The following is a 314-nucleotide window of genomic DNA, read 5'->3' as shown; positions in this document are numbered from 1 at the left end:
CCAATCATCGCTGGCACCGGCGGCAATTCCACCGTGGAGGCCATTGAACTGACGGCCTACGCCAAGCAGGTGGGCGCCGATGCTTCGCTGCAGGTCGTGCCGTACTACAACAAGCCGACGCAGGAAGGCATGTATCTGCACTTCCGCAAGGTCGCCGAATCGGTCGACCTGCCGGTCATCCTGTACAACGTGCCGGGCCGTACCGTGGCCGATATGACGGTCGAGACCATGCTGCGTCTGGCCGAAGTGCCGGGCATCATCGGCGTGAAGGAAGCGACCGGCAACATCGACCGTGCTGCGCAACTCATCAAGGG

The 314-nt window shown here is 62.7% G+C and carries 1 protein-coding gene; it reads left to right on the top strand.

Annotation, left to right across the window (positions count from 1 at the left end; all coding sequences use genetic code 11):
* Positions 1-314, top strand: a 314-nt coding sequence (locus RVY79_RS18620) for a dihydrodipicolinate synthase family protein (protein ID WP_317466031.1), incomplete at both ends; no start/stop codon positions are given.

The organism is Chromohalobacter sp. HP20-39, from assembly GCF_033052815.1.
Classification (GTDB): domain Bacteria; phylum Pseudomonadota; class Gammaproteobacteria; order Pseudomonadales; family Halomonadaceae; genus Chromohalobacter.
Note: the sequence above shows the minus strand (reverse complement) of the source record. Positions and strands in the feature narration are given on the sequence as shown.